This is a genomic window from Occallatibacter gabretensis (assembly GCF_001449115.1).
GTDB classification, from domain to species: domain Bacteria; phylum Acidobacteriota; class Terriglobia; order Terriglobales; family Acidobacteriaceae; genus Telmatobacter; species Telmatobacter gabretensis.
Map to the genome: position 1 here is coordinate 2,343,576 of NZ_LAIJ01000009.1, position 24,563 is coordinate 2,368,138.

At 58.1% G+C, this 24,563-nt stretch carries 24 protein-coding genes and 1 tRNA gene; 20 read left to right on the forward strand and 5 right to left on the reverse strand.

Going from position 1 to position 24,563, the window contains the following annotated elements; all coding sequences use genetic code 11:
* Positions 1-67: 67 nt before the first annotated feature.
* The 3 genes from VO84_RS16085 to VO84_RS16095 form a co-directional block, all read right to left on the reverse strand.
* A complete protein-coding gene (locus VO84_RS16085) occupies positions 68-748 on the reverse strand; it encodes a zf-HC2 domain-containing protein (protein ID WP_058188575.1) in 681 nt (226 codons plus the stop codon).
* Positions 745-1,464 carry an RNA polymerase sigma factor gene (locus VO84_RS16090; protein WP_231737990.1) on the reverse strand — a complete coding sequence of 240 codons (720 nt, stop codon included), beginning with the start codon at positions 1,462-1,464 and terminating at the stop codon, positions 745-747. Before VO84_RS16090 ends, VO84_RS16085 begins: the two co-directional genes overlap by 4 nt.
* A 116-nt stretch (positions 1,465-1,580) precedes the next feature.
* Positions 1,581-2,531: a quinone oxidoreductase family protein gene (locus VO84_RS16095; protein ID WP_058188576.1), complete on the reverse strand. Its 951-nt coding sequence runs from the start codon at positions 2,529-2,531 to the stop codon at positions 1,581-1,583.
* 69 nt (positions 2,532-2,600) lie between these two features.
* Between VO84_RS16095 and VO84_RS16100 the strand changes: the two genes are divergently transcribed.
* Together VO84_RS16100 and VO84_RS16105 are read left to right on the forward strand one after the other, a co-directional pair.
* Entirely contained in the window at positions 2,601-3,254 is a 654-nt protein-coding gene (locus tag VO84_RS16100; protein ID WP_058188577.1) for a TetR/AcrR family transcriptional regulator C-terminal domain-containing protein, read from the forward strand.
* Between the two features lie 50 nt (positions 3,255-3,304).
* Positions 3,305-3,380: transfer RNA gene (locus tag VO84_RS16105), tRNA-Ala, on the forward strand.
* A 154-nt stretch (positions 3,381-3,534) separates the two neighbouring features.
* On the opposite strand, the gene VO84_RS16110 is transcribed toward VO84_RS16105, so the two are convergent.
* On the reverse strand, positions 3,535-4,779 hold the full coding sequence (locus VO84_RS16110; RefSeq protein ID WP_058188578.1) for a tyrosine-type recombinase/integrase: 1,245 nt from the start codon (positions 4,777-4,779) through the stop codon (positions 3,535-3,537).
* A 124-nt stretch (positions 4,780-4,903) separates the two neighbouring features.
* On the reverse strand, positions 4,904-5,224 hold the full coding sequence (locus VO84_RS16115; protein WP_058188579.1) for a helix-turn-helix transcriptional regulator: 321 nt from the start codon (positions 5,222-5,224) through the stop codon (positions 4,904-4,906).
* A gap of 264 nt (positions 5,225-5,488) precedes the next feature.
* On the opposite strand from VO84_RS16115, the gene VO84_RS16120 reads away from it, so the two are divergent.
* From VO84_RS16120 to mobF, 18 genes are all read left to right on the forward strand, one after another.
* Positions 5,489-6,439, forward strand: coding sequence for a LysR family transcriptional regulator (locus tag VO84_RS16120; RefSeq protein WP_058188580.1), 951 nt, complete (start codon positions 5,489-5,491; stop codon positions 6,437-6,439).
* A 121-nt stretch (positions 6,440-6,560) separates the two neighbouring features.
* Positions 6,561-6,905, forward strand: coding sequence for a hypothetical protein (locus tag VO84_RS16125; RefSeq protein WP_058188581.1), 345 nt, complete (start codon positions 6,561-6,563; stop codon positions 6,903-6,905).
* 9 nt (positions 6,906-6,914) lie between these two features.
* Positions 6,915-7,178 carry a VirB3 family type IV secretion system protein gene (locus VO84_RS16130; RefSeq protein ID WP_058188582.1) on the forward strand — a complete coding sequence of 88 codons (264 nt, stop codon included), beginning with the start codon at positions 6,915-6,917 and terminating at the stop codon, positions 7,176-7,178.
* Positions 7,159-9,528: a VirB4 family type IV secretion system protein gene (locus VO84_RS16135; RefSeq protein ID WP_058188583.1), complete on the forward strand. Its 2,370-nt coding sequence runs from the start codon at positions 7,159-7,161 to the stop codon at positions 9,526-9,528. The genes VO84_RS16130 and VO84_RS16135 overlap by 20 nt, the downstream gene beginning before the upstream one ends.
* 29 nt (positions 9,529-9,557) lie before the next feature.
* The gene (locus VO84_RS16140; protein WP_058188584.1) at positions 9,558-10,388 is read left to right on the forward strand and encodes a TrbG/VirB9 family P-type conjugative transfer protein; all 831 of its coding nucleotides are present in this window, start codon (positions 9,558-9,560) and stop codon (positions 10,386-10,388) included.
* Between the two features lie 2 nt (positions 10,389-10,390).
* Complete coding sequence (locus VO84_RS16145; RefSeq protein ID WP_058188585.1) at positions 10,391-11,728, forward strand: TrbI/VirB10 family protein; 1,338 nt, start codon at positions 10,391-10,393, stop codon at positions 11,726-11,728.
* A gap of 26 nt (positions 11,729-11,754) precedes the next feature.
* A complete protein-coding gene (locus VO84_RS16150; RefSeq protein ID WP_058188586.1) occupies positions 11,755-11,985 on the forward strand; it encodes a hypothetical protein in 231 nt (76 codons plus the stop codon).
* 23 nt (positions 11,986-12,008) lie between these two features.
* A complete protein-coding gene (locus VO84_RS16155) occupies positions 12,009-12,794 on the forward strand; it encodes a hypothetical protein (protein WP_058188587.1) in 786 nt (261 codons plus the stop codon).
* A 12-nt stretch (positions 12,795-12,806) separates the two neighbouring features.
* Positions 12,807-13,055: a hypothetical protein gene (locus VO84_RS16160; RefSeq protein WP_058188588.1), complete on the forward strand. Its 249-nt coding sequence runs from the start codon at positions 12,807-12,809 to the stop codon at positions 13,053-13,055.
* A 17-nt stretch (positions 13,056-13,072) separates the two neighbouring features.
* On the forward strand, positions 13,073-13,990 hold the full coding sequence (locus VO84_RS16165) for a type IV secretion system protein (RefSeq protein WP_058188589.1): 918 nt from the start codon (positions 13,073-13,075) through the stop codon (positions 13,988-13,990).
* Positions 13,991-14,154: 164 nt separating this feature from the next.
* On the forward strand, positions 14,155-14,961 hold the full coding sequence (locus VO84_RS16170) for a VirB8/TrbF family protein (RefSeq protein ID WP_058188590.1): 807 nt from the start codon (positions 14,155-14,157) through the stop codon (positions 14,959-14,961).
* Positions 14,958-15,926, forward strand: coding sequence for a CpaF family protein (locus tag VO84_RS16175; RefSeq protein WP_058188591.1), 969 nt, complete (start codon positions 14,958-14,960; stop codon positions 15,924-15,926). Before VO84_RS16170 ends, VO84_RS16175 begins: the two co-directional genes overlap by 4 nt.
* A 531-nt stretch (positions 15,927-16,457) precedes the next feature.
* Positions 16,458-16,832 (forward strand): single-stranded DNA-binding protein, encoded by a 375-nt coding sequence (locus tag VO84_RS16180; RefSeq protein WP_058188592.1) that lies wholly within the window; start codon positions 16,458-16,460, stop codon positions 16,830-16,832.
* Between the two features lie 104 nt (positions 16,833-16,936).
* A complete protein-coding gene (locus VO84_RS16185; RefSeq protein WP_058188593.1) occupies positions 16,937-17,881 on the forward strand; it encodes a DNA-primase RepB domain-containing protein in 945 nt (314 codons plus the stop codon).
* 25 nt (positions 17,882-17,906) lie between these two features.
* Entirely contained in the window at positions 17,907-18,233 is a 327-nt protein-coding gene (locus tag VO84_RS16190; protein WP_058188594.1) for a hypothetical protein, read from the forward strand.
* Between the two features lie 197 nt (positions 18,234-18,430).
* Complete coding sequence (locus tag VO84_RS16195) at positions 18,431-18,823, forward strand: hypothetical protein (protein ID WP_058188595.1); 393 nt, start codon at positions 18,431-18,433, stop codon at positions 18,821-18,823.
* Complete coding sequence (locus VO84_RS16200) at positions 18,820-20,868, forward strand: type IV secretion system DNA-binding domain-containing protein (RefSeq protein ID WP_058188596.1); 2,049 nt, start codon at positions 18,820-18,822, stop codon at positions 20,866-20,868. Before VO84_RS16195 ends, VO84_RS16200 begins: the two co-directional genes overlap by 4 nt.
* Before the next feature lie 6 nt (positions 20,869-20,874).
* The gene (gene mobF, locus VO84_RS16205; protein WP_058188597.1) at positions 20,875-24,429 is read left to right on the forward strand and encodes a MobF family relaxase; all 3,555 of its coding nucleotides are present in this window, start codon (positions 20,875-20,877) and stop codon (positions 24,427-24,429) included.
* The last annotated feature ends 134 nt before the right edge of the window (positions 24,430-24,563 follow it).

Sequence of the window (24,563 nt, forward strand, 5' to 3'; positions counted from 1 at the left end):
CCGAAATTATAACATTGATTATAATGGAAGCTTAGCTGCGCACTGAATCTATGGGTAGCTTTTCCGCTTATCCGCGGACGGAGACGCCTGAGAAGGAAAGCACGGCGAGGCCGCGGACGGGTTGGCCGAAGAAGCGGGCGGGCTCGAACTTGCTGACCAGCAGGAGGTTCTGCACGGCGGCGCGGGTCTGGGAATCGTTGGGGCCGGAGACGATGCGGAAGTCGTAGACGGAGCCCTGTCCGTTGACATAGGCTTCCACGACCACCGGGCCGGAGAGCGCGGCAATGTCGTTGTTTCCTGAACCACCGATTGAGTAAAGCAGGCGCGGTGCGGTGGAGTTGCCGAGCGGCTCGTCACCCGCCTGCGCCATGGGCGGATTGCTGACGATGCCGACCATGACGGCCACTGTGCCGAGCAGCAGCACAGCGGAGGCGAAGCCCGCTGATGCCTGCAACAGGAATGGTCCAACTGTGTTCTTCCAGGTGAGCGAGAGCCATTGGAAGCGGCTCTGACGGCTGCGCGCGCGCTCCTGGCTGACGGCTACGCGGATGCGGAGCAGGAGATCGTCCGGTTCCTGCATGGAGCCGAGCGCCGAGAGCGAAGACTGGAGGTTGCGCAGTGAGGTCCACTCTGCGCTGCAGTGGAGGCACTGATCCAGATGAGAGGAGATGCGCTGCATCTCGACGCCGGTGAGACGGCCGTCGAGATACTCGGAAAACTTTGCCTGCATGGCAGAGCAGCCGTTCATTGCGCCTCCTCTCGTAGATTCAACTGAAAGCTTGCGGCGTGGGTTGGAACATTAGACCGGGTCAGGATCTGCTTGAGACAAGCGCGTCCGCGGACCAGCCGGGATTTGACGGTGCCGAGGTTCACTCCCTGCATCTCGGCTACTTCCTCGTACACAAAGCCTTCAATGTCGCGAAGGATGAGCGTGGTGCGATACGGCTCGGGAACCTGGGCCAGCGCGGCTTCTACGCGGGCGCGAGTTTCTGCGTGCAGGACAGCGTCAAAGGGCGACTCCGCCGGGTCGACGAGCATTTCTTTCAACCGGATGGGCGCGGAGGAGTCGCTTTCGTAAATCTCCTGCTCGATGGGTACTTCCTGCTGCTTGTGCCGCATCCACCAGCGGCGCTGGTTGGAGGCTTCACGCAGGGCAATGCGGTAGATCCAGGTGCGGAGCGACGATTCACCGTGAAAATTGGAGACTCCACGGAAGACCTTGACGAAGACTTCCTGCGCGAGATCGGCAGCATCCGCGCGATCCTGCACGGTGCGCGCCAGCAGCGAATAGATGGGCTGGTGGTAACGCGAAATGAGCCACGCAAAGGCCTCGTCCGAGCCGGCTTGCAGCTCAGCTACGAGAGCTGCTTCATCAGAATGGAGCGCCAATGCGCTGGCCAGATTGCCCATGGTGAGGTCCGTCTGCAAATCCAGTTTCCTCCACATTACTACAGCAATCTGCATGTTCTGCAGGAATCAGTTTGTGCTCTATGGCACATTTTTTTAACTTCCTGATTCCTTAGACACCGCAGCGGAGGAAAGTGTTCCTGAGGGTTTGACGACGGACCGGGCGCAAGGTTTCATACCGTAAGAACGATGCGGCGACCCTTGTCGGCGCGGCTCCAGGCCGCTTCCACGTCGGAGAGTGGAATGGGATCGACGTCAATTTTGAGCGCTCCGCTGGCTGCCAGAGCGAAAAGCTCCGGGATCGCGGCGAAGATGCGATCAATGGATACCGCGCCGAATCCGCTACCGAGGATGGTGAGATCGATACTGCGAAGGATGGCGGCAGGCAGAGTGATGTTGGGTCCGGCGCTTGCGCCGACTTCCACGAGGCGGGTGCGGTGCGTGGCGGTGGCTTTGAATCCCTTGGCGAGAGCTTCCAGGAGCAGCTCAGTTGGCCGACCCCAGAGATAATCAATGACCACATCGATGCCGGCGACGGCCTCTGCGATGAAGGCCTTACGAAGGTCGTCTTCGGGCTGGTTGAGCGCAATGATTTCATCGAGGCCTGCGTCGCGGAGTGCATCTATATTGCGGCCTGCGCCTACGATCCGCTTGGCTCCCATCTGGCGGGCGACTTGGATGGCAAGCTGGCCGGCCACGCCGGTGGCGCCGAGAATGAGAACGGTTTCACCGGGAAGAAGGCCGGCGCGATCTTTGAGCGCGACCCAGCCAGACATGCCTGGATTGGCAATGGCCGCGGCGGTGACGTCGTCGATTTCATCGGGGAGAGGAATGTACATGGACCGCGTGACGGCGGCGCGCTCGGCCATGGTTCCCCAGGGTTTGCGGGCTCCGCCAAAATAGACGCGTGTTCCATCTTCGAGCGTACCGACGCCATCGATGCCGGGAATCATGGGGCCTGATCCGCTGGCGGAATAATGCGCGCCGGAAGCGATGGATTTCACGACAGGATGTACGCCTGCGGCGCGAACGCGGACGAGAACTTCGCCTTCCTGCACGGTGGGCTCATCGAAGCCCTGATATTTGGGCATTTCACCGGGGGTATTTACGACAGCAGCTTTCATGGGAAAACTCTCCTTAACATTGTTAAGTTAAATTTAACACCGTTAAATAAAAAATGCTAGACTCTTTTTATGCCACTTGATCGACAGCTTATTTTGCACCATGCCTTCGGAGTATTAAATGAAGGCGGGCTGGAGGGGTTGACGCTGCGAAAGCTGGCGGCGCGGCTGGAAGTGCAGGCACCTGCGATTTATTGGCATTTCAAAAGCAAACAGGACCTGCTCGATGAGATGGGAACTCAAGTTTTACTGAAAGCGATTGAGGACGAGCCGAAGTGGCGCGAACTTGAAACCTGGCAGGAACTGGCGTTTGTGTATTGCACAAGCCTGAGAAGAACGTTTTTGCGTCATCGCGATGGGGCAAAGATGGCCAGTGGAACTTATTTGACCGATACGAAGATGTACGAGGCGATGGAGATGAGCCTGCAGAGATTTACTTCGGCGGGCTTTTCACTGCGGCAGGCTGTGGTGGCGCTGACCACGCTTTACAGCTACACGGTGGGGTTTGTGATTGAGGAGCAGGCGACGCAGATTGCACCGGGAATGCCGAATGAGCAATATGCCTTGAATGCGCGGGACCAACGCGTGAACAAGGATCTCTACCCGCTTGCGGCCGCGGCCGGGGCAGAGATGTTTACCAATCACGATTCCCGATTTGAAGAAGGGGTAAGGTTGATTGTGGCGGGAATTGCATCGGCTCTGTCGCTTGCAAGCAAGGCCGATTGACGAATCGAGTGCGAACAGCGAAAATAGAAAAGTTGCATCCTTCCTAATGTGGGCCTGTGGCGCAGCTGGGAGCGCGCTTCCATGGCATGGAAGAGGTCATCGGTTCGATCCCGATCAGGTCCACCAAATATCTCAACAACTTAGCGGAACCCCTCCCAAACGTTTGGCAGCAAATTGGCAGCAAATTTCAAACTGCCGTGCAGCCAAGCCATGTCAGTCGTCTCCATCTCCTCTCTGAAGCGCCACGCTTCGGCTGACTTTCTCTCTAAATTCCTATCCATCAATGCACCATCGCCACAGATTCGGCAATGGCTGGCGGCCGCATCTTGCCCTTCGCCCCGAGCTTCTTCATCGTGCCCTGCAGCTCCCGGTGAATGGAGTCCACAGTGGCGCGAACACCTTCCGGCATCTCCTGCATATAGACGTCGGTAGTCGTCGCCACACGCGAGTGCCGCATCATCCCCTGCACGTCCTTCACTGTGCCCTTCTTCTGGGCCAGCGTTGCGATCGTGCGTCGGATGACCTGGAACGTGAGCTTCGGTAGACCGAGCTCCGTTGCCAGCTTGTGAAGGACCCGCTTGCGGTAGTTGCTTGGGTCCATGAAGGAGCCATCCCGATTCGGAAACAGAAACGCTTCCTCATCCTCAGGCGGCAGGCCATGCTTCTTCTTTTTCTTGTCGTACTGCTCCTGACTGACTTGCCTCCAGGCAACGAGATCGTCGGAGAGGTCCTTCGCAATCGGCACCTCGGTGAGACTTCCTTTTGTCTTTCCGTAGGACCGGATCTTCCCCTTGTAGATCGTCTCCACAATGGTGAGCGAGACCGCTTCCACGCGATGACACTTCCACCTGAACGCGAACAGCTCGCTCGGTCGAAGTGCATTCGTCATATCGAGCTTGAGCAGAATCCGGTCACGCAGACCGAGCCTGGCCAAGGCCGCTGCGAGTTGTTCCCAACTCAGCACCGTCTTGTCCGTCTCCCGCAGGTTCGCGGGAGTCTTCAGCGTGCGCGCAGGATCTTTCGGGAGAAAATCCTGATCGACCGCTTCAGCGAAGATCGCCTTGATGTATGCCCGAATCTGCAAGACTCTGTCTCTCGACCGCGTCTTGGCCAGCTTGTTGAGGTGAGTCTGAAGCGTGAACTTGTCAAAGTTTTCGAGCCGCACATCCCCGAACTCGTCAACGAGATCAGCCTGGATGAGGTGCTTCTTCACTTTGGCAGTTTCATCGCGCCAGTCCGCCTCTTTCAGCGGCAAGTAGCGGTGCAGTACGAACCATCCGAAGGTGACAGCTCCATTGACCATGGACTTATCACCGTTGAGTGGCTGTTTCCCCAGCTTGGCAATCTCGCCTTCCAGCTTCTCTCTGGCCTGCGATTTCGACATCTCGCTCTTGAATCCAAGAATCACTTGAGCGACAGCCGGTTTGGGTTCACTGGTAGATGGATCGATCTCCATGCGTCGGAAGTATCCGTACCACTTCTTTCCGCGTAGCCTGACCCACCCCTTCTGATACGAGGTTCCCATGTATTCCTCAATTTCTGTGGGCGGAATAACGGGCTAGGCCCATTTTATCCTTTGTTTACGCGGATATTCGACAAGATTAACTGCCCTTGGGGATCGCGGCGGGGAGTGCTTGTGAAGCGTGCAACTATGCTCTACGACGCAATGCCGATCTGCGTTCCTGTTCATCCACGAACGCCTCAATCCCGCTGGGCCGGTAGCGCAAGGTACCGTCTCCCATCCGTATGACCGGCAAGAGCGGCTTGCGACGGGAGGAATGATCCCACACCCAATCCGTGCTGACATTGAGGCGCTTGGCTACCTCATCTGCTGTTAACAGGGGTTCGACTTCTGCGACACTCCGCGGCGGTTTGCGAAGGCCGAGAGCGAGCTGAGTTTCGATGGACTCATTTCTTACACCCGCTGCAGAATGATTGGCGGTAAGAACGGTTTCGGACGAGCTATTCATAAGCACCTCACGCGAACGATTCAGAGTTGAGCGTGAAGCGGGAGCGAGTTTCAGTCCAACACTTTTTTCCGATTTCGCCACAGTTTTTGTCTATGGCTCCAGCGAAGCTGAATCTGCAGATGGTTACCTTGAGGAGGCCGGCCACCGCGCGGAGCCTAATTGACATTTGCGATTTGTTACCAACAATGGATTTAAGCGCAGGTTTTCCACAGCCGATGCTTGGGCCTGTGGGATCGACGAAAGCCAAGTGGAGTACCAAGGCCGATGTCAGATTCCCTTACATTCCGTCTCCTCCGATACATCAAGGCGGCCGCAGAGACGCTGAACTTTACCCGTGCCGCCGAGCAAGTCTTCGTTGCACAATCGTCACTCAGTTCTCAAATCGGAAAGTTCGAAGACACCGTTGAGCTTCTGCTGTTCGCCCGTTTGCAGAATGGTCTTAAGCTCACCTCGGCGGGCCGCATCGTTGCGACCTTTGCAGAGAACACGCTGAAAGAGTGGGACCAAACTCTGGCAATGGCCCTCGCTGTCCAGCGCAATGAGGTGCCACCGTTGCGCCTCGGCTTCTCCTCTTTCATCAATGCGAAGCTCCTTGAGAGATTTCGAGAGAACTATGAAGGGATGTTCCCCGGATGCGCCATTCAACTGTGGAGCGGCGATCCTCTGCTGTGCCTGCAACGACTCGATGCCAGGGCGCTCGACTGTGCGATTATTCCCCTGCCAGTGGATGCGACTCTCTACAACGTTCAGCAGATCGCTCAGTCTCCCTTAGTGGTTTGCATGCGGTCCGATGATGTACTCGCTGATCGCGCGCAACTCGACATTCATGAAGTAGCGGAACGCATCACAATATTCCGCGACCCAGAGCTGCATCCCTCGGCACATACACGACTGGTAGAAATGTTCAAGGAAGTAGGCATCCCGATTCATTTAGCCTGCGCCGCTCGCACTCCCTCAGAGATTCAATGGATGGTGAAAGAGCGCTACGGTCTTGCGCTGATCGACCAGCTAACGCCTCTTGATCCTGGCTTAATTACGCGACCGATTGCAGGTGTCAATTGGACGGCAGATACCGCCTTTGTTCATGCGAGCCACATGGATCATGTTGCGCTCCCATTCATCGAACGATTCTTTCAGCAGACCTGGTCAGCTTCGAGGAGAAGCAAGCGTCCGTCGAAGACGCGACATCCCGAGCAACTAGAGTTGCTCGGTTGAGCCCGTGACCGTAGCCATAGACAAAATGTGTGGCGAAATAGATAGGAACTGTTGGACGAGGAGATGAAGCGGCTTTAGGTTTCACTCATGGCGAAGCGAATACGCCATCAGGAGAATGCCAATGCCACTTCGTTCATGCTTCCGAACACACAATCTTCATCGAAAACTACTCCACGCAGCGCGTGTGATGGGGCCAACGCTTGTCGCGTGCGCCTTCGCAGGTGTTGCTCACGCCCAGGGAACGATGGACTTCTCAGGAGCGCAAACGCTCATGGGAACGTTTAAGACCTTTGCAATTTATGCGGGTGCCGTTATCTGTTTCGGCGGTCTGATTTTCGCCGGAATCCGCATGATGTCTGGGCGGTTTCAGGATGCGATTCCTGGGCTCTTCGGCGCGCTGTTTGGTGCTGGTGTCCTGGGATGGGGTGCGGGCTGGATCGGCAGTTTAACCGGACAGTCCATGTGAGGTGCGCCCATGACCAAGCGGGGAGAGCCGTTACCAATCAATCAAGCGCTGAATCGACCGAGGGCCAAGCTTGGTCTCGATCTTACAGCATGGATGGCGATCGTATTCGTCTGCGTAACGGTTTTCCTCGTTGGTTTCCGCCTGTTGGCGATGTTGGCCTTCCCGACGCTTGCGGTCGGCGCATGGCTCATCGTCCGTAAACACCCGAAGATGTTCCAACTGTGGGGCCTCAGCCTCAACCAGAAGAGCTATTATGACCCGCGTAAACACTGAGCAGCTCAAACATACTCCGTGGTTCGCCAAGGCAGGAGCGGCGTGCAGCATCGTTCCGATTGCGCGCTTTGTCGGGCCAGACATCTTCGCCCTCAAGGGCGGCGGTTACGGATGCCTGTTCGCTCTCACCGGCATCGACGAAGAGGGCTTGACCGACCAGGAGCTTGAGTCGCGAATGCGCTCCATCGAAGGCTCGTTGCGCGGCCTGCCCGAAGGCTCGTGCCTTTATCAATACACCCGTGTGATGTCGGGGTTCGATCTTCCGCGTCAGGCCAAGTACGCGAACCCCGCCACGGAGGTGTTCGCGAGCGACCGTCTCACGTTCCTTGAGAACACTGCGGGCTTCCGCCGTATCGACCTGCACTGGTGTCTCACGCTGGAGCCGTCGAAGGTGAAAGCCTTCGAGCGCAAACCGCAGGAGAATGCCGCCGACACGTCGCGAATGCTAGCAGACCTTGAAAAGACCGCAACCATTCTTCAGAGTCATCTTGGCAGCGCCATTGGCTTGCGGCTTCTGGGTAAGGACGAAACCTTCCAGTTCTTCAGCTATTTGTTCAACCTTGAGGAGTGGGCAGAGCGTGACCAACTGCGCAGCGATACTGGCGTGGACCGGCAGATCGTGAAGACTCCGGTTGCATGGCATAGCGATTACCTCCAGATAGGCAAGCGCCATGTGCAGATGTTCTCGCTGAAGACCACACCGGAGGCGTCGAGGCCGTGCCTCTTCTCCGGTCTGCTGAGGCTCGATTGCGATAGTGTTCTGTGCTCGACATGGAGGGTGAAGTCTACCTCTTCCGCCCGCAGCGAGATCGACGCGCAAGAGAAGTTCATCTCGTTCTTCAAAGTCGGCGTACTGACCCGCGTGATGAGCGGGCGCGACACCGCGTCGCTCGAAACCGGCGCTGGCGCGAAGGCCGCCAACAACAATGTCGATGACCTGAGCGAAGTCATCCGCTCGCTCGATAAGAAGGCCCAAGGGGAATACTCGCTGCGGCTCCTGCTGGCAGCCCGCAACCAGGAGCAGCTTCGCAACACCGTCCCCGCCGTGCATCGCATCTTCGTCGATGCACGAGCGCAGGTGATGGAAGAGACACTGGGCACTCTCTCAGCCTTCTACGCGATGTTCCCCGGCAATCACAAGTTCAATGTCTTTCCGCTGTGGCTCGCGGAGGACCATCACGCGCGACTCTCTTCTGTGTTCGCTCCGCACATCGGCCATCCCCACTCGGAAGACCTCGACAACGAGTACCTCAATATCTTCGAGACCCGCACCCGAACGCCGTTCTTCCAGGACGTTTATGTGGACGGCGTGAGGGTCATGCTCATCATCGGTCCTACAGGGTCAGGAAAAAGTGTGGTGGGTAACGCCACCGTCGCACTGGAACAGAAATACGGCGGGTTTACCTACATCTTCGACATCGGCGGCAGCTATGAAAGCGTGGTGGAGCTGTACGGCGGCAAGGTTGATCGTGTGGGCAAAGACGGGCCGCGAGTGAATCCGTTCGCCCTGGAGCCGACCGAAAGCAATATCAAGTTTCTCTACTCGTTTATCAAACTCCTGCTCACCAATGGCGGCGCGGAGCTGGAGCCGGAAGACGACGATGTGATCCATAAGGCCGTGCAGGATATGTACCTGCTCGACCCAGAGAACCGCCGTCTGTCCAATCTGTTTCTGCCGAAGAAACTCGACCGTTATCTGTCGAAGTGGGTTGGGAAAGGCATCTATAACGCCGTCTTCGACAACGTCGAAGACAGCCTCTCGCTGTCGCGTCTGCAATGCTTCGACTTCCAGGGCGTGAACAACGAGCAGTATGCCGACCTGATCGAGCCGCTGATGGTATGGCTCCTCCGGCGTATCAATGACGTTCTCTACAACCCCGCCAATCTGGGCGTTCCCAAACACATCCTCATCGAAGAGATCTTCTCTTCGATGAAGAACAAGCAATTGCTTGACGGGGCGCTTGCTTCGATCAAGACCGTTCGCAAGAACCTTGGCGGCGTCACTATGATCGGTCAGTCCGCCGACGACCTGGGTGCCAACGCCGACAGCATCGTCAATTCCTGCACATCGTTCCTGTTCCTGAAAGACGCGACGTTCAACCGGAAGCGGTATGCCGAGCTGTTCAAGATGAACGAACAGCAGATTGCGCTATTCGAGAGCTTGCAGGACCGCGAGGCGCTGTATATGCGGCGCGACGGCATTATCAAGGTCGTGACGTTGAACCTCGATAAGCGTAGCTACGCCACGTTCTCCACCAAGCCGAAGGACCGGGTGCGCCGGTCGAAGCTGATCGAAAAGTATGGACTCACCGAGGGCATCGATCGCTTTGCCCAGGGAGAGTCTGTGTAACCGATTCCCAAACCAGAAAGGCCAGTGCTATGAAACCACTTATCCCCATCGTCGTCTCCGCCGGACTCGCGCTGGCCTCTGCCCAGTGCCATGCCGCCGATCCCTATCCTCTCCAACCGAATGCGCCTCGCACCGTCACCGTGTCCGAGGCGGACACGCCTCCTGTGATTCGCGCCGGCCTGCTGCAATCGACACTGATCGTCCTTCCCGCAGAGGAGAAGGTCGCCAATGTCTTTGCCGGTGACACTGTCGATTGGGTCTTTGACGGAGGCCATGTGGCCAGCCGCTTTATCAGCGTCAAGCCAAAGGTTGCCAACGCATCGACGGACATTCACATCGTCTCCGACCACGGGAACGAGTACACCTTGCAGCTCCATGAAATCTCCAGCGAGCCTGACACTCACTTCGATTCCAAGGTCTTCATCGCTCCCGGCGACCAGGCGGCAAGAGATAGGCTGACACAACTTCCAGTGTTTGTACCTGCCGCAGAACTGGATAAGGCCAAGCAGGAGGCCGCTACCGCCAAAGCTGCCCAGGCAGCAGAGCTGAAGGCCGAAGAGACGAAGGCCGAGCAATATCGGAGCCAATATCCCAGCAACCTCCACTTTGATTACACATGGGATCAATCGAAGGGTAAGGCTCTTGGCCTCCAGCAGATATGGCGCGACGAGAAATTCACCTACCTGCGCGGTCAGTTCCAGGAGACGCCTGCCTTGTATGAAGTCAAGGACAAGAAGGGCTCGCTCATCAACTTCGATTTCAGCAATGGCCTGTACACCGTACCGAAGCAGTTGGACAACGGCTATCTCGCCATCGGTAAACAGAAGGTGGACTTTCACCGCGTGGGAGGGGCGAACTAGCCATGACTGACCCTAATCAGAACCCGCCCGCAACCGTCCCTGAGCAGCCGGAAGCGAAGTCACCACTCAAGAAGGGTATGCCGGTGGTGATCGTCCTCGTAGTCATCATTGCTCTCATTGGCGTTGCTAATGTGTCGAGCCTGTTGAGCGGCAACAAGAAAGCAGCACCTGCAAGCGCGATGACCATGCGCCCAGCTTCACCGAATGCTCAACAAGTAAACAGTTTTTCGACGCAGCAGCAGGTGCAGGCACAACGGGACGCCGAGGAGCGGCAGCATCAGCAGGAGTTGGCCGCTGCCATGCAGCAGCTCCGGGCCGAACAGAGTATCCCCGGTCCAGAGGCAGCAGGCACACAGCCAATGACGGCAGCGCAACGCGATGCGATCTATGGCAATAGCCCGAATGCACCGCAACACACCTCGAACATCTCGCAGGCTCAAGCGGAGGCCAAGCAAAAACAGTTAGCGAAGGAAAAACAAGCGCAGGACGCTATCAATAGCGATACGGTCGCTATCGACTTCGCCCATGCGGACGCAGCGCCCGGTGCCGGTGCCGCCGTCCCGTCCCAGACGGCAACGGCTGTATTGGGGGAGCGTGAGGAGGCCCATCCCCAGGCGGTCACGGAGATTTCCAGCAGTCCATCTCCCAGTGGCGCGAGTGACAAGCCCGGTGTTGCGCAGGTTCCCTCCGCGCAACAGGCCAAAGCTGCTTCCAAGACCGACGCGATGGCCGGATACGACTTCGATAGCTATCAAGGCCGTCTCTATCGCGTCTTCGAGGGCACAGTATTTGAAGGAGTAGTCACCAACCACATCGACGGTGGGCTGAGCGGCCCGATCCTGGTCATGCTCACCACGGACTACTACTCGCACGACCATCAGCAGCTTCTGATGCCGCAGGGTACTCGCCTGATAGGCACAGTGCAGAGCGTGGGCAATGCTCAGCAGCGCAAGATGTTCGTCACCTTCCATCGCGCCGTTTGTCCCGATGGGTTCTCGCTTGACTTCGATAAGTACATTGGCCTTGATCCCCTTGGCACGACCGGCCTCGCAACGAAGGTAGACCACGGCTACCTGATGGCGTTTGGCGCGGCGGCTGCCGTGGGCGGTTTAGGTGGCTTGGCGCAGATCGGAAACAACGGAAGTGTCCTTACAGCGTCATCGCAGATACGCAGTGGAATTTCCGAGCAGTCGGCCACCGAGGGTGAGCAGGTGTTGAACCACTTCCTGAATCGCCTGCCTGTCATCACGCTCAAGGAGGGTTCCCGTGCCCGCGTATACGTTGGGCGCGACATCCTCATCCCGTCCTACGCAGAGCATCGCGTTGATCCAACGATGTAAACGCTCTTTTGAGAGAGGGGAGCCGTATGACCATACTCACGACTAAGACACACAGCCGGTCGATCTTGCCAGTTGTTACATCCATCCTGGCTGTCACTCTTCTCCTCTCGCCTGTCGGACGTAGCTCTATAGCCAGCACCTTCGATTGGTTTATCCAGACCGTTGAGACCGTGACGGAGTTTCCTTGCAAGATCGTGACTGACATCCGTCACTTTTCCATGGACAGGTTGGACCCCACCTGCCCGCAGTGCTTCTAGCTTTTTGACCTAAAGGAGGCTGTATGAAACTCGTGATGACCAAACGCAACAAGTATCTTCTAACCGGCGGTCTGCTCCTGTTGACCGCGACGCCCAGTTTCGCTCTGTTCGGGATCGGCGACATCGTCTTCGACCCGACCAGCTACGCCAGTCTCGTCTCGCAGCTCACGACGCTGGAGACGCAATACAAGATGCTCAAGAACAACGTGACGCACTTCTCGCTCAAGCAGCAGTGGCAGACAACCTTGAACGCTATGAAGAACGCCAACGTCGCGAATATGTTTGGCGAGACGAGCGGCATGAGCATCGCGCTCAATACGAACTCGCCCAGCGCATCGTCCACGGCCTGGACTGCCGGAACGATCAAGGTAGGCGGGAACACGACCACCTACCTTCAAGGACAGACGCCGGGGAGCGCACAGCTCTCGCAACTTGCCATGATCGAGGCGTCGGACTCCATCTCTCCCGATTGCCTTACCGCAGTCGGCCAGTACAGGGGCGCGAGGACACAGAACGTTACCGCAAACAACACGCTCGCCTCGCAGCAGCTCGACGGCAGCGATGGCACCAACACTGAAGTCGAGCAGCTCAACCTCCTGAATGCTGCCGAAGCCCAGAAGATGTCGGAGATGCAGTCGCAGGGTGTCTTGCAAGCCTGCCTTGCTTCTCAGATGACCGTCACGAACATGGAACGCAGGAACGCTGCGGCGCAAGATCTCAACACCGCCGCGTTCGTTCAGCAGCAACGTTCGACCAACAACGTGAGTGCGGCGAACGAAAGCAACACTTGGCAGACCTATCTTCCCTGACTCGGAGACGCGATGCTGAAAGCGATCAACACCAAGATCCTACTTGCCATCCTTGCGGCGCTGACGGCCATCGGCAGCGCCGTGATTTACCAGAGTCACGAGGCTCACAAGGCCGCCGCCATCCTTCAACGGCAACAGCACGATGCAGAGGAGAGCGCGCGGCAGGATGAAGCATTTCGCAACAAGGTAGAGCAGGACAAGAAGCGGCATAATTCCGCCGCTGGTAACGAAGGCAAGACCTGGAAGAGCTATATCCCCTGATTTCACCGGAGACCGATATGAGCATCGCCGTCCTCGCACAAGCACTGCCGTCCGCATCGTCGGGCATGGACTGGCTCAACCAGTTCACCAACAATCTAACCAACCTCACCACGCAGAATGGCGGCGCGTTGACCCAGTTCGGTTGGACGGAGCTGAGCTGCATCTCTCTCTTCACCCTTGTGAACATGGTCATCAACTGGAACACCAGCACGATGACGTTCCGGCTGCATCACCATCCCGTGCGTGCGGGCGACCTTACCCACTTTCTGCTCAAGCTCATCGTGTGCAGCTTGCTGCTGAACTATTGGGTGAATCCGTTTCCCGGTGCCAGCTTCGGCATCAATCACTTCTTTAGCTACATCGCACAGGCGATGGTCGCGGCCTTCGATCAGCACTCGCTTGACCAGTTGCTTCAGCTTCTCAAAAACGCTGGCGATGGAACGTCGATGCCGTCCTTCACCGCACCCGTTCAGATCCTCTGCTATGTCCTCGTACAGATCATGCTCGGTTTGGCATCGGCCATCTTGTTCGTCATCAATTGCAGCGCCTTCATCCTCTACGGTGTGACAGCACTCTTTGGCCCTGTCTTTGTGCCGTTGCTCATGACACAGACCTTCAAGGCGAAGTTCTTTCACTTCCTTGATGTGCTCATCAGCTTCGCCATGATTCGCGCTGTTGCAGCCGCTTTCATCTATGTGTGGGCCGGATTCATGAACGGATTCCTTCAGCAGACCTTCAACGGCAATTATTCGATGGATATGTGGATTGCCAATTTGATCCCTTGCTTAATGGTCTTCGTCGCTTTCATCATTAATATGCTGTTCATTCCGAGCATGACGCAAGCCATCTTTGGCGGCGCGGCAGGACTGGCATCGAGGGCTTCGGACGTTGCCGGAGGACTCGCCACAATCGCAGTTCGAGCAGGAGGCGCATAAGAATATGTGGGACTTTCTCTTCGGTTATTTCTTCGGTAGAGCTACAGGCATTTGGCGCATCGTTCGACCCCTCCTGTGGCTTTTCTTGATAGGCGTGATCGTCTGCGGATTCATCTACGCCTATGTCGTCTTCCACGCCGTCTCGGAAAGGAGTCAAGATCCTCATGTCCACACACACAGCACCCATTGATAGCGCGCTCACGCCGGAGCAAGCCCTGCTCACCGACCATATCGGGAATGAGGTCTATGCCTCACACTATGCGGAGCGCAAAGCCCACCGTCTTGTCATCGGTTGCGGAACGGTTGTGTTGCTTGGTTCGATGTGGCTGAACTTCTCTCTGGCACACCGTCCGATTGCGAATCGCTACATCCGCATCGACGAGATGGGCCGCGCCCAGGCCATCCAATACAGCGACCTCAACTACAGTCCGCGCGAAGGCGAGGTGCGGACGTACCTCACGGATTGGGCCAATTACCGCTACACCATTGGCCGGGACACGATCGCGAAGAAGTACCCGCTCAACTACTACTTTCTGTCCCAGACGCTGGCCTCGCAATTGATGACCGCAGACAACGCGAATCATCTTGTCTCACAGGTGGTGGCCGGCCAGGTCGAGACAAGCGATGTGCAGGTGAAGAACGTCACCATCACGTCGATGTCAGATGAGACTGTTCAGGGTACCCGAATCGCCCGTGGAACGGCCCTTGTAGCCATTGACAGGTTCTACTCTGCGCAGAACTCCCGTGAGCCCCGGACAGAGCATTGGATGCTGAGTATTACCTATTATCTGAACCCCAAGCAGGTGAGCGACCAGGCCCGCATCTTCCCGCAGTTCGAGACGATCAACCCGCTCGGATTGACCATCACGGAGTTCCACGAGAATCGTCTTTCCGTCGATCCCGTTGGGCCAGGAGTGAATGCGGCGTTGCCGGCACTCCCGACAATACCTGCGACAGGGGGGACGCGATGAGCTACCACCTCATTCTTCCGTTCTTCCCCGAGGAGTTGCGTGCGCTTTTGCTTGACCCTTCCATCTCCGATCTGATGGTCAATGGCACGACTGGCGTCTATGCGGATCGGAACGGCGTCATCGAGCGTATTCCTCTTTCAACGCCATATACCAATGACCGGCTGCAGGCGGCGATCGAGCGTGTGGCGCGCATCCTTGGACAAGATCTCACGGCGCAAAATCCGATTCTGAATACACGCTTGCCGGACGGCTCGCGTGTCGCGGTTGTGGGTGCTCCATCCTCCATCAATGGGCCGACACTCACCATCCGCAAATTCAACCGCTGGTACACCTCCGATGAGTTGATCGCCGCTGGCAGTTTGCCAGAGCCGGTTCGCGACAAAGTAATCGGCTTTATCAATGAACGAAAGAACGGGATCATCAGCGGTGGAACCAGTTCGGGGAAGACGACCTTAATGAAGGCGCTGCTTGACCATGTTCCGCAGCATGAACGTCTCGTGGTCATCGAGCAGCCAGCCGAATTGAAAGTGAATCACGCCAACGCGGTTCGCTGGGAGGCTGTTGAGGCGATTCCGGGTCAGGTTGCCATCACACCGAGCCAGCTTCTCGCCGCCGCTTTGCGTCATCGTCCCGACCGCATCATCATGGGAGAGATACGTGATGAGTGCGGCTATGACCTGCTGCAAGCCATGAACACCGGGCATGGTGGAACCCTATCTACCATCCATGCAAAGTCGGCATGGGACGCCCTGAATAGGCTGTCGGATTTGGCCCTGAGTGCGCGGGCCAATTTGAATCACGCGTTCATTCGCTCGGAGACAGCGGAGGCCATTGACTTCGTTCTGTACTGCGAGCGCGATGCCACGGGCCGTCGCCGGGTGCGCGAGCTGATTAGCGTCACCGGATACACCCACGCGGACCAGAGCTTCCAGACGGAGGACATCTATCGTGCTTCCGCCGCCTGATCGACAGGCATACAGCTAGAGAACCGAACCCGAATCGAGGTCACTTCGATGTACCGTCATGCTGCCAAATTGGCTGCACAGCCCAACTCGTCTCTAAAAGCGCCCAGCGTGGCGTTCCGGCGTAGCCGAGAGCGCAAGGGAGGGTGCTCTGGGCTGTCCTTCTATGGAGTCTTTGCCGCTCGGAATAGAACTGCGGTTTGGGCGAACATCCACCGCCGAGATCGAGAGTTTGACTTCGGTGCATCGGGGAGCCTTCCGCCTCGTATCCCGTCCTCTGCTCGGGGTCACGCTTCGGGGCCAAACCGGCGCCCTGCGGCTCGGCGTCGTTCTGCTTCGACTATGTCGCCCCTGCGGGGTCTCGGTTCCTCCCAAAAGAAGTTTGAGAGCCGCGGCAAAAGACACCGCGCAAACTTCTTTCGGGCCCCACCAAGAAAGCACTCCTTGGCACTTGGGAGCCGGGCCCACTCGCTGGCTTTGCCAAGTGTGACCCGAGCAGGATACGGGAAATTCAACGAAACGGAGATCACCACCATGTACTCAAACAAAGTCACCCTCATCGGATTCACCGGCGCTGATGCAGAAGTTCGCACCAACAACGACCGCAGCCTTACCACTCTCTCGCTGGCAACCAAGTCCTCCTACAAGAAGGACGGCAAGTACATCGAGCACACCGAATGGCACCGTTGCGTAGTCTTCGGCAAGCTCGGAGAGTTCGCCGCCACGCTCAAGAAGGGCGCTCATATCCAGGTCGAGGGCGAGCTGCGCAGCCGCAAGTACGACAGCACGAAGACCGGCACGGAAGTGACGGTCTGGGAGATTCGGGTCAACTCGATTCTCAAGCTGGACCGTGCCGCCAAAGCGGCAGCGGAAGACGAGGACGAATCCACCGAGGAAGAGGCCGCATAGGCCCTTCCTTCTCTCCGAAGAGTCCGGCATCCAGCCGGGCTTCTTCGGCTGCTAAAGGCCCGTGGCATCGCGCTCGCAGTGCAGGTCGGATTGGAGGTATCGAGATGAATGGAACAGCTCAGGACTTTCTTACCCGTTGCTTCGCTCCGGGTGACACGATCGCTCTCTTGCTTCGCAACGAGAGCACCGCAAAGACACAGCAACGCATTGTTCCTTTGGAACGTGCGCTCGCGCCCCGTTACCGTGGATGGCTCGCTCATGAAAACCACTATGGAGCGAATATCTATGTGGCGGCCAATCCGCTGCTCTACGGCAGCCGGAAGCGCACCAAGGACTGCATCGCTTCCATTCGCCACCTGTACATCGACATCGACGTGAACGGAGAAGCCCGGCTCGCTGCGCTCCGGGCTTCCGAGCTCGTGCCGGAGCCGAATGTGATCGTCTCCACATCGGCAGCCAAATACCAGGTCTTGTGGCGCGTGGAGGAATTCGACTTCTACACGCAGGAGATGACACTCAAACTCCTCGCGATGGCATTCCACGGCGACATCTCCTGCACCGACTGCAACCGGGTTCTTCGTATCCCCGGATTCAAGAATTGCAAGTACGATCCCGCGCAGCTCATCACCGTCGAGTACCTCTCCGATGCGACCTACCAGCCGGATGACTTTCACCTGTATGTCCTTCGCGAAGCCTGCTTGATTCCGCCGATCCCGAAACAGCCCGTACGCCGCGATATGCAGACCAACTCCGAGCATGATTGGGCTTGGATCGTGCGCGACCTTGCCCACGGCAAAGACGCCGTGACGCTCACTCTGGAGCTGGCTTCGCGGCGCTCCGACAAGCCCAATCCCACCTATTATGCCCAGCGCACCGTGGACATGGCTTCGGCCCGTCTCTGGCTGATGGAAGGCAGATCCATCGCGGACGTGATCGCCATGCTAGAGAGGCGCAGACAGCCTGAGATTCCCGCAGCACTTTGCTCCGCTCGTGCGCGGGAGATTGCGGCCACGGCCCAGCGCATGATTGCACGCAGCAAGGTCGCCTGACTTTATCACCCAAAGGAGAGCAACAATGCCACTACTCGAAGTTATCCAAACCCGCCAGGTCAGCGCCTCTATCAGGCTCACTGACTCAACCGCTACGCAGGTCGATCAGTACGCCGCTTTCATCCACGCATCTGCGGATGATGTCGTGGAGCAGGCGCTTGCCTATGTCTTCTCGAAAGATCGGGACTTTCAGGACTTCCTGAAGACGCCACAAGCCAAGCAGGCTTCTTCGACGCTTCGCATCCGAAGAGCGCCTGCCACCGATGCAGCGGAGCCGCCCGCAAAGAAGCCGGTATCCGCTGCATCATCGCCAGCACAAGCACCTGCATTCGTGGCGGGATCGAAGGCATGATCCCACTGCTAAAGCAGTGGCAGAGCCACTACGGTGCTGCGCACCGGAAGAAGATTGACACTCCATCCCTTCCAGGGTGTCGCGAAATGAGCAATAGGGAGCCTATAGGCGACCTCTCTGCAAACAAGCAAGTTACATAAATCTGGTTGCTTATAGGAGACCGCAAGGCTCCTATAAGCAACTTCGGAGTAGACGGCATGGAAGCGGAAACCCAAGGTTCCCATCTCAATTTAGAGACGCGGATTCGCCGGTCCAAAGGCAGGACCGGTCGGACGATCAGTGCCACAGCCAAGGTCACGCGCGACGAGCAGAACGAGATGGAAGCGGCGGCCATGCAAAGAGGTCAGAGCCTCAGCGAGTGGTGCCGTGAGGTGCTTCTAGCAGCGGCCAGAGGCGAGACCATCACGCCGATCTTTACTGAGATCGTGGCTATCCGTCAGCTCCTCAACTCAACTTTGCGGAATGTGGCTTGCGGCGAGGTGATGACACCGCAGGCGTTCCAGACCGAGTTGCAAGGCATTCGTTCCAGCAAGCACAAGGCCGCAGTTGAAGTCATGCAACAGTACGCCAGAACGGAGGTAGCACAATGAATAGCAATCAGCAGTGGGGTCGCAAAGAGACCATTGTTTGGCCGCCGCACGCTCCTGTCTATACCTTCAGCGCGTTGGCGTTGGGTGTTTTCGCAACGCTGTTTTTCGTGTGGCAGTTTCTCCGCTTCACGGAGACGCCGTTGCGCCGGACATATACCCCGACCTATATACAGTCGCTCATCGGTGCGACGTTCAAGCAGCATGGCAAGTATCGACTGCTGTATGTCGGGGGCGGCAAAGCCGCTCCCCGACTGGCCCTGCCAGCCGACTTCGTTCCCGGCGAAACCAAGCTGCCCACCGGTGCTGTCTTTCCTGCTGAATTGTCGGAGGCAACACGGAATCAGGGGTACACGGTTTTCTATCGAGGGCCGGAGAAGGACTACAACGACGTCGCGCTGAGCCGGTGGCTTCGCAGCGTGTATTTTGATGGGCAAGGGTTGCTCGATATCTACGCAACCTCGTTAGGAGAAGGTCTTCTGGTCCTGGTGGTCGCTCTCGCGTTCGCCGGACGCGCCGATGTGAAACGGTTCCGCGAGTTGAAGTACGGACGCCACCTGAAGGGGCCGGTGATGGTTTCCCCGTCCGAGTTCAACAAAGCGCTGAAGGCCGATGGCTTGGCCATTGAGACTTCTAAAAGGCCGTGGTATCTCCGCAAGCCAATACAGCTCCGCATCCCCAGAAGCGCGGAAGCGAAGCACATTCAGATCATGGGCGACACCGGGACCGGCAAGTCCACACTGATAAAACAGCTCCTCCAGCAGGTCGCCGACCGGGGTGAAATTGCCATCGTCTATGACCCGGCAGGCGAGTTCACGGAGAGCTTTTACAGAGAGAGCAGGAAGGACCTGATTCTGAATCCGCTGGACTCACGGGCGCCTTATTGGACGCCATCGAGCGAACTGCGGAACCCCGCCGAGGCGCGGACTATCGCGGCTTCCATGTACCAGCCGCGAGAGGACAAGCGGGGCGAGTTCTTTACGGATACGCCGCAGAAGATCTTCGCCCATCTCCTGAAGTACAAGCCTTCACCCGAAGAATTGGTTGCGTGGATGTCGGACGAGGATGAGATCGATCGGCGTTTGAAAGGCACCGAGCTTGCGAACTTCGCTCCCAAGGATGCGCCCCAGCAGCGGAGTGGTGTACTTGGCTCGCTCGGCCTTGTGGCCGACAGCTTGCGTCTCCTGCCTACCCGCGAAGAAGCCCAGGGCCGGGAGTGGTGCGCGACGGAATGGGCCGAAAAGCGTGAGGGCTGGATCTTCCTCACATCCACGGAAGCCGAGCAGGAGGCGCTTCGTCCATTGCATTCGCTCTGGATTGATCTGCTTGTGTTGCGTCTTCTGACCAAGCCGAAGCCGGAACAGAAAAAGGTATGGCTGGTGATCGACGAGCTGGCCAGCCTCCAGCGTCTTCCGCAGTTCCATACGGCGCTGACCAAGGGCCGTAAGAGCGATAACCCTATCGTCTTTGGCTACCAGGGCAAGGCACAGCTTGAAACCATCTACGGTCATCTTGCCGAGGTGATGCTTTCGCAACCGACTACCAAATTCATCCTCCGCACCGCCGAGCCGAACGCGGCGAAGTGGGCAGCGGAAATGATCGGCGAGGTCGAGATCGAGCGCGTCCGAGAGACGGTTGCGGATGGCAAGCGCCAGGGCAAGAGCTTCACCCTTGACCGGCAGATCGAGCCGCTGGTGATGAAGTCTGAGGTGGAAGGTCTGCCCGACCTCCATACCTTCGTGAAGATCAACAACTACGTCTCACGCTTTTCATTCCCGCCCATGAGCCTCCCCAAGGTGGCAGAGGCCCTAATCCCGCGCGTGATTCCTCCCCACAAGATGTGGTTCAACCCTCTCGCGCCGGTACCCGTGGCCGGTCCACCTGCCGCGCATTCGACCGCGGAGTCCGGCAGCGACCCCGGGAATGCCGCATCAAGCAAAGGCGCTCCGATCAAAGAAGCCGAGGCAATGGTTCCAAAGCTGGAGCTTCCCAAGGCCGTGGTTCCTTCGGCGCAGGCCCAGACTTCCTCCATCTCGCACAACTTGTAGGCTGCCATGCTGACCATTTCGAAAGCCATCAGCTCCGCCCAGGCGCAGACGTATCACAAGCTCGAATACACCAGCGATGCGCAGAGCTATTACAAGCAGGACGACACGGTAAAAGGAGAGTGGCAGGGCAAACTTGCCGCTTCCCTTGGCCTCTCCGGTGAGGTCGCACCGTTGGAGTTCTCCCGTCTGACGGAAGGCATACACCCGCAGACGGAGGCGCAGATGGTGCGGCACCGGGAAGGACAGGAATACACAAACGCGGATGGTTCGGTGACCAAACCCGTCGAGCACAGGGCCGGGTGGGACGCGACCTTCTCCGCTCCCAAATCCGTTTCGCTGACTGCCCTCGTTGGCGGTGACGAGCGCGTGACAAAGGCACACCGAGCTGCCGTGACGACCGCCCTTGATGAGTTGGAGAAGTACACGCATGCGCGGATCGGCGGCAACAATCCCGCCGAGGTGACCGGGAAGTTCGTCGCTGCAAAGTTCGAACATGACACGGCGAGGCCTGTGAACGGCTACGCCGCGCCGCAGCTCCATACCCACGCCATCATCTTTAATGTCACGGAACGCGAAGATGGTTCCACCCGTGCCATCCAGGAACGGACATTCTTCGAGTCGCAAAACTATGCGACCGCCGTGTACCAATCGGTGCTGACGCATCAGCTACGCAAGCTGGGCTATGAGATCGAGCCGGGACAGAGCGGCGCACCCGAAATTCTGGGCTTCACACAGGCATACCTTGACGCCTCCAGCCCTCGTTCTCGGCAGATCAAAGAACAGATGGAACGGACGGGTTTCCAGGGACCAGAGGCGGCGCAGATCGCCGCCCACGCGACCCGTGACCGGAAGCAAACCCTCACGGCGTCCGAAGTGTTGGCGGCGCACAAGGAGATGGCCAAAGACTTCGGTGACCAGCCGGAACGGGTGATCGCCGCCGCGCGCGAACGTGCCCTGAGACAGGCACAGGAACCCAGTGTGCAGCCGGATTTTCGTGGGGCGGTAGCCTTCGCGAAGGAGAAGGTTTTCGAACGAGAGGCCGTGGCCGATGAACGTGTCATCATGCGGGAAGCACTACGCAGGGGCATGGGCGAGGTCAGCTTTTCGGAGGTGCAGACGGAGTTCCAGCGGCGGCGGGAGGAAGGCGAATTCCGTTCCGTCCAAGGTCAAAAATACAGCTCTGGCCGCAGCTTCACAACACCTGAGACGATTGCCGACGAGCGAGCAAACGTGCAGCATGTCCTTAACGGACAGGGCGCATCGGCTCCAATGCTGTCCACAGCCGCCGCAGAGCGGCAGGCCACGTTCCGCGAGTTTCTGAACGAGGCGCAGCAAACGGCCATCCGCGAGGTGCTGGCCAGCACCGACCGCGTACACGGATTCCAGGGATTAGCCGGAACCGGGAAGACGAGCACGCTGGCCGCCATCCGTGAGGGTGCGGAGCAGGGCGGCTATAAGGTCGAAGGCTTCGCCCCGACCTCGAAAGCCGCAGGCCAGCTTCGCGAAGCAGGGATCGAGGCCAACACGCTTCAGAGTTTCCTTGCCCGGCAGAAGGACCCCGATTCCAGCAGACATCTCTATATGCTGGACGAATCCAGTCTCGCCAGCACCAAACAGATGCGGGCCTTTCTCGAAAAGATACACCCGCAGGATCGTGTTCTGGTCATTGGCGACACGCGCCAGCATCAGGGCGTCGATGCTGGCCGCCCCTTCCAGCAGATGCAGGAGGCGGGGATGCAGACCTCCAAGCTCGACACGATCATGCGGCAGAAAGACCCGGAGTTGCTACGTGCTGTGCAGCACCTTGCCACCAACGAAACAGAGATGGGGATCGCTCTGCTCGCCCAGCAGGGCCGTGTCACCGAGTTTGCCAGTGCGCCGGAGCGCATCGCCGCTATCGCACGGGATTACGCCGCCAGGCCGGAGAACACTCTCATCGTTTCGCCGGACAATCGCAGCCGCCAGCAGATCAATGAAGCCGTGCGCGGCGAGTTGCTGAAGGCTGGCACGCTGGCCGAGGACGGTCGGCAGTTCCTCACGCTATCCCATCGTTCCGATATGACCGGCCCCGACCGCACCTGGGCGGCGATGTACCGCCCCGGCGATGTCGTTCAGTACGAACGCGGCAGCAAAGCCGAGGGGATCGAGCGCGGCAGCTTCGGCGTGGTGCGATCGAGCGATGCGGCTACGAATCGTTTGACCGTGGAGTTCTCCCATGGCTCCAGTGTCGAGTACGACCCCAAGCGGGTCTATGGCGTGAACGTCTATCGCGAGACCAGCCGGGAATTCGCCACCGGCGACCGGCTCCAGTTCTCGGCTATTTATAAGGATCTGGGGATTTCGAACCGCGACATGGGAACTATTACTAGAATGGAGCCGGACCGACTCACCGTACTCATGGATGGGAAGGAACAGCGTTCTGTCAGCTTCAATCCCACTGAGTTTCGGCAGTTTGACCACGGCTACGCTGTCACATCCCACAGCTCTCAGGGACTAACCGCAGATCGCGTGATCGCCAATATCGATACCGAGTCCAGCCGCAGCCTCATCAACAACCGGCTCGCCTATGTCGCCATCTCTCGCGCCTCCGAAGACGCGAGGATTTATACGAACGACGCTGCAACGTTGGGCCAGCGGCTCGCTACCGATGTGACCAAGACTACGGCTCTGGACTTTACAGCCAAGCCCGAGCCGCCCGCAGCGCAGGAGGTTTCGAAGTCGCAGACCCTTGCGGTGCATGAGTACAGCAAGCCGGATTCACGGCTCGCAGCCGTCGCTAGCGAGTACGCCAGCCGCCCGCAACATTCCGTCATCGTCGCGCCCGATCGCCGAGAGCGCGCCGAGCTGACACAGCTAATTCGGGCCGACCTCTACGCGCAAGGCAAACTCGGCCGCGACGCCCAGGCTGTAACAGTTCTCATCGAGAAAGAGACTGGGAGCAAGATGCGTGTTGAAAGCTACCAGCTCGGTGACAAAATCCAGTACAAGACCGGCAGCCCCGGCCTCGACGGTATCCCTCATGACAGCCAGGGCACGGTTGTTTCCACGACCTCGCGCGGCAATCTCCTCTCTGTTCGCTTCGACGCGACCCGCGAAGAAGTTACCTACGATCCCGCGCAGCTCCGAACTCAAACGCGCGAGAGCAGAGTCTTCCAGGAAGAGACTCGCGCAATCTCCCAGGGTGAGCGCGTACGCTTCGGCACCTACGATAAGGAGATGGGCGTGCGCTCCGGTGACCTCGGGACTGTCACCCGCATCGGCGAGGACCACGCCATGACCGTGAAGATGGATTCCGGCAAGATCGCCGAAGTTCCTCCTGAGAAGGCACAGCACATCGACTACGGTTACGTCGTCGATTCTTTGAAGAACGTTCGCGCAGAACGTGTGATCGCAACTGGCGATGGACTCACCCAACAGGCGTTCCAGGCAGCGTCCGCCAAAGCGGATCTCGCTCTATACACCAGCCCGCCGCAGCAAGAATTTGCTTCTTCCAAGGAAATCGCAGTAACAGAATTCGCCCAGCCCACCAAGCAGCAGAATGATTTCGGAATCGGCTTCTAGTCTAAGGATTTCTTTCCAAAGAGGGGCCCTTCCACCGGATGCACGCTTAGGGAAATTCTGCGGGTCCTGGTTGCATTCGAAAAGTAATAGGACTTCCTGATCCCAACCTCCTCAATGAGCGCATTGGCGATGTA

What these genes read in the sequence shown, in the direction of transcription:
- VO84_RS16085 (WP_058188575.1), bottom strand. Translation starts at nt 748, where the DNA reads ATGAACGGCTGCTCTGCCATGCAGGCAAAGTTTTCCGAGTATCTCGAC.
- VO84_RS16090 (WP_231737990.1), bottom strand. Translation starts at nt 1,464, where the DNA reads ATGCAGATTGCTGTAGTAATGTGGAGGAAACTGGATTTGCAGACGGAC.
- VO84_RS16095 (WP_058188576.1), bottom strand. Translation starts at nt 2,531, where the DNA reads ATGAAAGCTGCTGTCGTAAATACCCCCGGTGAAATGCCCAAATATCAG.
- VO84_RS16100 (WP_058188577.1), top strand. Translation starts at nt 2,601, where the DNA reads ATGCCACTTGATCGACAGCTTATTTTGCACCATGCCTTCGGAGTATTA.
- VO84_RS16110 (WP_058188578.1), bottom strand. Translation starts at nt 4,779, where the DNA reads ATGGGAACCTCGTATCAGAAGGGGTGGGTCAGGCTACGCGGAAAGAAG.
- VO84_RS16115 (WP_058188579.1), bottom strand. Translation starts at nt 5,224, where the DNA reads ATGAATAGCTCGTCCGAAACCGTTCTTACCGCCAATCATTCTGCAGCG.
- VO84_RS16120 (WP_058188580.1), top strand. Translation starts at nt 5,489, where the DNA reads ATGTCAGATTCCCTTACATTCCGTCTCCTCCGATACATCAAGGCGGCC.
- VO84_RS16125 (WP_058188581.1), top strand. Translation starts at nt 6,561, where the DNA reads ATGCCACTTCGTTCATGCTTCCGAACACACAATCTTCATCGAAAACTA.
- VO84_RS16130 (WP_058188582.1), top strand. Translation starts at nt 6,915, where the DNA reads ATGACCAAGCGGGGAGAGCCGTTACCAATCAATCAAGCGCTGAATCGA.
- VO84_RS16135 (WP_058188583.1), top strand. Translation starts at nt 7,159, where the DNA reads ATGACCCGCGTAAACACTGAGCAGCTCAAACATACTCCGTGGTTCGCC.
- VO84_RS16140 (WP_058188584.1), top strand. Translation starts at nt 9,558, where the DNA reads ATGAAACCACTTATCCCCATCGTCGTCTCCGCCGGACTCGCGCTGGCC.
- VO84_RS16145 (WP_058188585.1), top strand. Translation starts at nt 10,391, where the DNA reads ATGACTGACCCTAATCAGAACCCGCCCGCAACCGTCCCTGAGCAGCCG.
- VO84_RS16150 (WP_058188586.1), top strand. Translation starts at nt 11,755, where the DNA reads ATGACCATACTCACGACTAAGACACACAGCCGGTCGATCTTGCCAGTT.
- VO84_RS16155 (WP_058188587.1), top strand. Translation starts at nt 12,009, where the DNA reads ATGAAACTCGTGATGACCAAACGCAACAAGTATCTTCTAACCGGCGGT.
- VO84_RS16160 (WP_058188588.1), top strand. Translation starts at nt 12,807, where the DNA reads ATGCTGAAAGCGATCAACACCAAGATCCTACTTGCCATCCTTGCGGCG.
- VO84_RS16165 (WP_058188589.1), top strand. Translation starts at nt 13,073, where the DNA reads ATGAGCATCGCCGTCCTCGCACAAGCACTGCCGTCCGCATCGTCGGGC.
- VO84_RS16170 (WP_058188590.1), top strand. Translation starts at nt 14,155, where the DNA reads ATGTCCACACACACAGCACCCATTGATAGCGCGCTCACGCCGGAGCAA.
- VO84_RS16175 (WP_058188591.1), top strand. Translation starts at nt 14,958, where the DNA reads ATGAGCTACCACCTCATTCTTCCGTTCTTCCCCGAGGAGTTGCGTGCG.
- VO84_RS16180 (WP_058188592.1), top strand. Translation starts at nt 16,458, where the DNA reads ATGTACTCAAACAAAGTCACCCTCATCGGATTCACCGGCGCTGATGCA.
- VO84_RS16185 (WP_058188593.1), top strand. Translation starts at nt 16,937, where the DNA reads ATGAATGGAACAGCTCAGGACTTTCTTACCCGTTGCTTCGCTCCGGGT.
- VO84_RS16190 (WP_058188594.1), top strand. Translation starts at nt 17,907, where the DNA reads ATGCCACTACTCGAAGTTATCCAAACCCGCCAGGTCAGCGCCTCTATC.
- VO84_RS16195 (WP_058188595.1), top strand. Translation starts at nt 18,431, where the DNA reads ATGGAAGCGGAAACCCAAGGTTCCCATCTCAATTTAGAGACGCGGATT.
- VO84_RS16200 (WP_058188596.1), top strand. Translation starts at nt 18,820, where the DNA reads ATGAATAGCAATCAGCAGTGGGGTCGCAAAGAGACCATTGTTTGGCCG.
- mobF (WP_058188597.1), top strand. Translation starts at nt 20,875, where the DNA reads ATGCTGACCATTTCGAAAGCCATCAGCTCCGCCCAGGCGCAGACGTAT.